The organism is Paenimyroides tangerinum (genome assembly GCF_003865405.1).
GTDB classification, from domain to species: domain Bacteria; phylum Bacteroidota; class Bacteroidia; order Flavobacteriales; family Flavobacteriaceae; genus Flavobacterium; species Flavobacterium tangerinum.
The window spans coordinates 1-6,456 of record NZ_RQVQ01000073.1; the positions used below are offsets into that span (position 1 = coordinate 1).

Sequence of the window (6,456 nt, forward strand, 5' to 3'; positions counted from 1 at the left end):
TACCGATTGGAAACAAATAAACGACCCTGCGTTTAAATTGTATGCATTTCAAGGTCAGAGTGAGGGGGAGTTTGCAAACTATATTTTAACTCCAAATTATCAGATTGTTCAAATTTCAGGAACTGAAACTATATTGTCTTCTCGGGATTGTAATATAAACTCTAATAATCAGGGAGTGTTATATAGTTTCAAATTAGGTAACGAAACGTATTGTTGGAACGAATCAAAATCAGGAGATAATAAATATTATTATGGTGAAAAGCAATTACAAAACTTTAATAAAGTTAATTCAGTTTCAAACAACGCAACTGTAAGTTTATATTTTGATTTACAGAAACCTTGTCCTGAACCATCGTACAGAATTGATGTAAAATATAGCGAAATATCAAATATTTTTACAGCTGATGGAATAAATAATTTTATAGCAAATAATAGAACAAATGAGCAAGTTATAACTGTAAATTGTAATACGAATCAAGATTCTTACGAAAGTTTAAACACGTTTGGAAAGAACGTTTAAAAACGGTTGATGATATAGATTTATTTGGACAAGTAATATCTTTAGATCCAATAAAATTTGAACTACCAAAAGCAGAAGGTTTTTTCGCGACTCTTGGACAAGCACATATTAATGCAGCAGGATATTCTAAATTTGTAGGAAACTTAGTTGATGATAAGATTTTAATAAGTAGGGAGTTTTTGTATTATAATAACGCAGGTGGAACGTGGATGCCAGACAATAACTATCCATCCATAAAACTTAAACCGTTAGATCCAGTTGCAATTCTATCTACTGAAAATTTAGATATTGTAAAAATAGCTTTAGATGGTATAAATACAAATCCAACAGGTATGTATATTGTGCCAGCTATATTTTTAGAATACAAAACAGCCAAAGAGTTTAATGACGCAGTAGAAAAAAATATTATAAACACATTAGATGTTGTTACCATTGCTACAAGTGGTGGTGCAGCGTTAATAACTAAGGTAGGATGGGTTAAACGAGCTTGGGCGATAACAGAAGTTGTTGGAGCTGTGGGAAGTTTAGTAGTAACTAATACAGAATTAAAAGAAAAATATCCAAGTATTGCAAATACAATAAATGGATATAATGCAGTAATGGGTATTATTGGACTAAAAAATGCAGCATTAGGGTTAAAAAATGTGGCAGTATCAATCTCTAATAAAGTAAAAAATGTTATATTAGACGGGAAAAAACTAAACCAAGCTGAAGATTTAGTACAAGCAGTAGCAGATTATAAAACTGAAATAGCAACGCTAAAAAATTCACCAGAGTGGAATAATTTATCATCAGATGTACAACAACAACTTTTAAAGCAAGAAGAGTTTGTTGATGTTTTAATGGAAGTGAAAGTTGTGCAAAGGGCATCGAAGACGTTGGATGATTTTGTGTTTTGGGCTAGCAATAATGGATTTTCTCATTTATCAAGAACTGAATTAGATGATATTTTCAAATTTGTAGATAATAATTTTGATTTTGCAAAACGAGTAGCTAATTCAACAAAAGAAATACAATCTGCATCATCACTTACAGAATTGGCGGGGAAATTAAATTTATCAACTAATCCAGCTTCAAAAAGTTTAACTCCTTATGAAACTAGGGTTTGGTACTCATGGAGAAAAGCGAACATTGAAAATATGATTGATAAAACTCAAACTTTAGAAAGTCAAGCCAAGCAGGCAGTAAACATGAGAAATGAAATTAGAAGTGGTGCACGACAAGCAATGAAAGATTCTGATATTGCGGATTATCTCGATACGAAAGAATTAAATAAAACTTGGGAACAACTTGTGCAAGAAAAAATTGATAAAGGGTTTATTGGTAATGCAATTTACGAAGAAATAATAAGTTCATCCATGAAAGGAAGACCAACAGTAGATAATGTTTTTAAAATTCCTTTAGTAAAATAAAATGAGAGAGTATTATTCTACTTATTCAAAAGAACTAGTTTTCATTCTAGATGAAGATGGAGACAATTATTCTTCATTTGATAAAGCAATTGAGTATATTGATAAAAACACGCATAATACTTCACGAGATTTTAAACATGATTTTATAGATGGAGGCAATGGTTTTTTTATTATAGATGGTATAACAATTAAAATTTCATGTACAAATTGGGATGGCACCGAATTACGAATTGAAAAGGATTTGCTTAGTGAGTCTGATTTATTCAAAGTTCGCAAATTGGCATTAGAGATTTACAATTTTATACATAACAACTCAAGCCCTCAAGATTGAGGGCTTTACAACGTATCTATTTTTTTTGGAGAAAATATATAAAACGACATTTTTTAGATAAAGAACAAATCTAAACCAAGCTGAAGATTTAGTACAAGCAGTAGCAGATTATAAAACTGAAATAGTAACGCAAAAAAATTCACCAGAGTGCAATAATTTATCATCAGATGTACAACAACAACTTTTAAAGCAAGAAGAGTTTGTTGATGTTTTAATGGAAGTGAAAGTTGTTAGCGGGGCGGGGAACTTGTCATCAAAACTTGATAATGTTGTATATGTAACATTAAAAGGAAAAGTTAATCAGCTTGATAATGTTTTAAGATCGCAGTTTTTAGATGATTTTGCAAATGCTTCTGACGATGTTCTGAAAAAATTACAAAATGATAATTTGTTTGATGTTTGGAAGAATGATATTAGAAGCAGTAATATTGATGAACTAATTGAATTCAAAAGCAAAGGAAATCTACGAAGTGATTATGTAAACACAGTTGATGCTATTGGAAATAAGGCAATCGAATTACAAGGATTGGGTAAAACTGATGCAGAAATTGCTGAAGTAGTTTCAAATCTTAGACGTCAAACTACAATTGATTTTAAAATAGCTACTCCTGACGATATGCTCGATTTGATATTTGAATTTAATGATATCCGATACACTCAAACGGGATTAGGAGATAAGTGGGGTCTTACTTGGCAAGGAGCCCTTAAAAAATATACCACCAATGGCGTAACTGATTATCAAAAAATTATTCAAGTATCTTCAACTCCGTTAGGCGATAAACAAAGATTAGGAAAGGCATTATATGATTTATTAGGAACAAAGACTCTTCCAGTACTTCAAAAGTATCGTATGACAAGTCTTATAAATTAGGTGACATGTTAATTAAACTAAAACAAGCTATAATTAAAGCTTCTGAAGAATTAAATTCAAATCAATTAATTTATTTTATCCATTTCAACTTTGGATGGCCTTCGCAATCTTTGAAGATTTCGGATATTGAACTTTTACAAAACATCGATTATGATTTAAAATTTGAGTTTGGTTCTGGGATTGGTGAGGAAGATTTAGAAACTTTAGTTCAACAGGGTTTTCTTAAAAAAATTTCTGAAACAGTTGATGAATACGATCCTCTTGAAAAGAGTATAGAATACGAAATAATCAAAGCGGTTTAGTACCGCTTTTTTTGGTAATGTATCAAAAGTGTTGATATAAATCAAAACGTACACAAACCTTTGTTTTATAAGTTTTTTAATGAAATAATTAGCATACTAAAAACGAACATTTGTTCGTTCTTAGTAATTTAAGAGACTTAAAAGGTTTAAAAATGGTAGATAACAGTACCTCGTGTATCAAAAGTGTTTATGAAATACATACTTGTATTTATTGCTCGAGTAAATTGATTAAAGCAGGGTTTTCAAAAGCGAAAAAACAACGTTATAAGTGTAACTATTGTAATAAAACAATAGTTGATCATTATACAAACATAGCTTGTTGTTCCAAAATCAATAAACAAATTATGCTTTTCATTGGCATATAAATAAACTATTATTTTTAGACTATTAAAATTAACAAACTCACAGTTTTCAATTTAGAAAACTGTTTTTTTTTGCAAGAAGGATGGTAGCTCTGTTTGAGCTCTTTTACAAATTTTTAATTTGGAAAAAGCGAGTGCGTACAGCCTGACCTGAAATGGAGTGGAAGGCTTGCCCCAGAGAAATAACCAACCAACAATCGGTAACCGTAACCTTTCCAATCAACAGTGCCGATAACATTACCATAAATAACGGCGGAGAAATTGTAGTAATCGGTCCAAACGGACAAACTGAAACCTTCCCAGGTGGTAAAGACACGGTAATAACCGATAGTGAAAATAAAAATTATTATGTTGATGCAAATGGTAATGTATCAAGACCATTCGAATCTGCACCAGGAGGTAAGCCAACCCCTGAAAACACAGATGGCGTAAACAAAAACGGCGAAGCAACCGAACTTACAGCCGAAGGCGTTCGTGTGGTTTTTGAAAAACATACCGATACAAAATTCGCCTTTGATCAAGTAGCTTACAACAAAGAATTAACCAGCGATTACAAAAAAGTGAACGATGCGTTTGTGCCATTCAAAGCTGTTCCAAATGGTTTAACCGATAAGCTTTGGGCAAAAGTAACTCTTAGTGGTACTGATGTAGTTGCAGACAGCGTTTTCTTTAAAACCCAAAACGGAATAAAAGTAGATGCTGTAAAAGAAGGCGACCATTTTGTATTAACCTTAAAAGGCGCTCAGAAATTTGCATTAGAAGAAGTACAAGCCACCATAAAACAAGGCGATAAATACAAAATAGCCGGCGTGTTTACTATGGTGCATGTTTCTCCAAAAGCGTTAAAACTAAACTTAGTTCCAACTACAGGCGTTACCATTTCAGATGCTAAAATAAACGAAATCAAAGCCGTTTATAAGCAATTAGCAATTGATGTTGATGTAAATGTATTACCAAGTTTTGATATTAGTGATTATTTAGTTGATGGTAAAATACCAACCGAAGATACTTTTGGCGATTTATCAACCTACAGCGAAGCACAAAAAGCGATTATCAATGCGTATAAAGTTGCAAATAATGTAGAACAAGCCTATTACATTTTTGTAACCGACAAAACATCGAGCACAGGACAAAGTGGCTATATGAAACTAAATGGACAATTTGGTTTTGTGTTCGACCAAAACGCGTTAACTATTGTACACGAATTAGCTCATGGGGCATTTAAACTAGAACATCCGTTTAAAAAATTCAAAAACAAAGACGTAAACAAAGGTACTACACAAAGTATCATGGATTATCCGCCAGTGGCTAATTTCTTGTTTACCGATTGGAAACAAATAAACGACCCTGCTTTTAAATTATATGCGTTTCAAAGTCAGAGTGATGGGGAGTTGGCTGGAAAAATATGGTTTACTCCAGATTGGAAACCTTTTAAAATAGACAATGTTGATACTACTTGTAATGGAACTCAAGTTCCAACGGGTACAGTTCCAGGAATATTTGTAGATGGAGTTTGTTATTCAGCAACATTTGATACTGAAACTGGTAAGTTCATTGGCTACATGAATGGTAGTGTCAAAAAAGATATTAGTTATGTAACATTAACTGACAATGAGCCTATTTATTTATATAAGCAAGATATGCGTTATCCGTGTGGACCGCATCCTACATATAAAGCTAAAAGCTATAAATATGCTTTTGATAATAAAGAAAATATAGATTATAATAACGAAAAAGAAATTGAATTTTTCTCTAACTGGCAATGTCCTCAAACAAATGTAGATGAAACTTATTTTGACATTGCAAATTTTGAATTACCTCAAGGATTAAGATTCAATAAAATTGATGAAATAAGACCAGAAATTATAGATGATGCGCTTACTAAGTTAAATGTTTTAATTGCAAAAAATAATGTTGGGTATGCTTATGAAACAGATATAACTAATAATCAACTGGCTTATATTTATATTGATGAAAATGTTCCAGCTGGTGGAGAAGAATTAGTAAAGTTAGACCATCGTTTAGCTTATCTGTCAGAATACACTAAAACATTAAATAAAGGCATAGATATTTATGTTCTGTATCAAAAAGTTGATATGCTTTTTTACAATTGGAATGAATATGCAAAACAAGTTTATACTAAAAGTAATTTAGCTAATAAAAATGCTGTACTTATTACAGTTCCATATTTTTATGCTGAAAATACTTTAGGTGCTCTGGATAGTCATTTTAGCGTTTCTTATTATTTGCCAGGAGTTTATGCAAAAGGTGTTGATATTGATACTAAGAATATTGTAAAACAAGAAGCAAGTTGGGGCAGAAGAAATCAATATTTAAACCCTGATTATCAAACAATTTTTAATACGCAAGTAGAAAAATTCTTTGAACAAGTTTATACACAAACTTATAAACCTTCTGTTGTTTATTTAGGTTTACGTTATGCTAACGGAACAATAGAAGCAATACCGAATGTTGATAATATTTATAAACCAGGTAACGCTTTTGTAAAAACAGTTATATTAAAAGACAATAAATACTATGAGCAAATATCAAGATTAGATAAACCAAAATTTAATCTTGAAAATAGAGTGGAGAATCTGATCAAGAGCTAGATTATTGGATGATTCCAGCTATTGAAATCAAACGTAGTAAAGGGCT

The 6,456-nt window shown here is 31.4% G+C and carries 7 protein-coding genes; all 7 read left to right on the top strand.

The window, feature by feature from the left end:
* Positions 1 to 520, top strand: a 520-nt coding sequence (locus EG240_RS16575; RefSeq protein ID WP_158612042.1) for a hypothetical protein, incomplete at its 5' end; no start/stop codon positions are given.
* A 209-nt stretch (positions 521 to 729) separates the two neighbouring features.
* A complete protein-coding gene (locus EG240_RS15895) occupies positions 730 to 1,932 on the top strand; it encodes a cytochrome c-type biogenesis protein (RefSeq protein ID WP_125020319.1) in 1,203 nt (400 codons plus the stop codon).
* Position 1,933: 1 nt separating this feature from the next.
* Entirely contained in the window at positions 1,934 to 2,263 is a 330-nt protein-coding gene (locus tag EG240_RS15900; RefSeq protein WP_125020320.1) for a hypothetical protein, read from the top strand.
* 247 nt (positions 2,264 to 2,510) lie between these two features.
* Complete coding sequence (locus EG240_RS15905; protein ID WP_125020321.1) at positions 2,511 to 3,134, top strand: hypothetical protein; 624 nt, start codon at positions 2,511 to 2,513, stop codon at positions 3,132 to 3,134.
* A 5-nt stretch (positions 3,135 to 3,139) separates the two neighbouring features.
* The gene (locus tag EG240_RS15910; RefSeq protein WP_125020322.1) at positions 3,140 to 3,436 is read left to right on the top strand and encodes a hypothetical protein; all 297 of its coding nucleotides are present in this window, start codon (positions 3,140 to 3,142) and stop codon (positions 3,434 to 3,436) included.
* 152 nt (positions 3,437 to 3,588) lie between these two features.
* On the top strand, positions 3,589 to 3,801 hold the full coding sequence (locus EG240_RS17150) for an IS1/IS1595 family N-terminal zinc-binding domain-containing protein (protein WP_449580069.1): 213 nt from the start codon (positions 3,589 to 3,591) through the stop codon (positions 3,799 to 3,801).
* Positions 3,802 to 3,953: 152 nt separating this feature from the next.
* On the top strand, positions 3,954 to 6,410 hold the full coding sequence (locus tag EG240_RS15915; protein ID WP_125020323.1) for a hypothetical protein: 2,457 nt from the start codon (positions 3,954 to 3,956) through the stop codon (positions 6,408 to 6,410).
* The last annotated feature ends 46 nt before the right edge of the window (positions 6,411 to 6,456 follow it).

What these genes read in the sequence shown, in the direction of transcription:
- EG240_RS15895 (WP_125020319.1), top strand. Translation starts at nt 730, where the DNA reads ATGCCAGACAATAACTATCCATCCATAAAACTTAAACCGTTAGATCCA.
- EG240_RS15900 (WP_125020320.1), top strand. Translation starts at nt 1,934, where the DNA reads ATGAGAGAGTATTATTCTACTTATTCAAAAGAACTAGTTTTCATTCTA.
- EG240_RS15910 (WP_125020322.1), top strand. Translation starts at nt 3,140, where the DNA reads ATGTTAATTAAACTAAAACAAGCTATAATTAAAGCTTCTGAAGAATTA.
- EG240_RS17150 (WP_449580069.1), top strand. Translation starts at nt 3,589, where the DNA reads ATGGTAGATAACAGTACCTCGTGTATCAAAAGTGTTTATGAAATACAT.
- EG240_RS15915 (WP_125020323.1), top strand. Translation starts at nt 3,954, where the DNA reads ATGGAGTGGAAGGCTTGCCCCAGAGAAATAACCAACCAACAATCGGTA.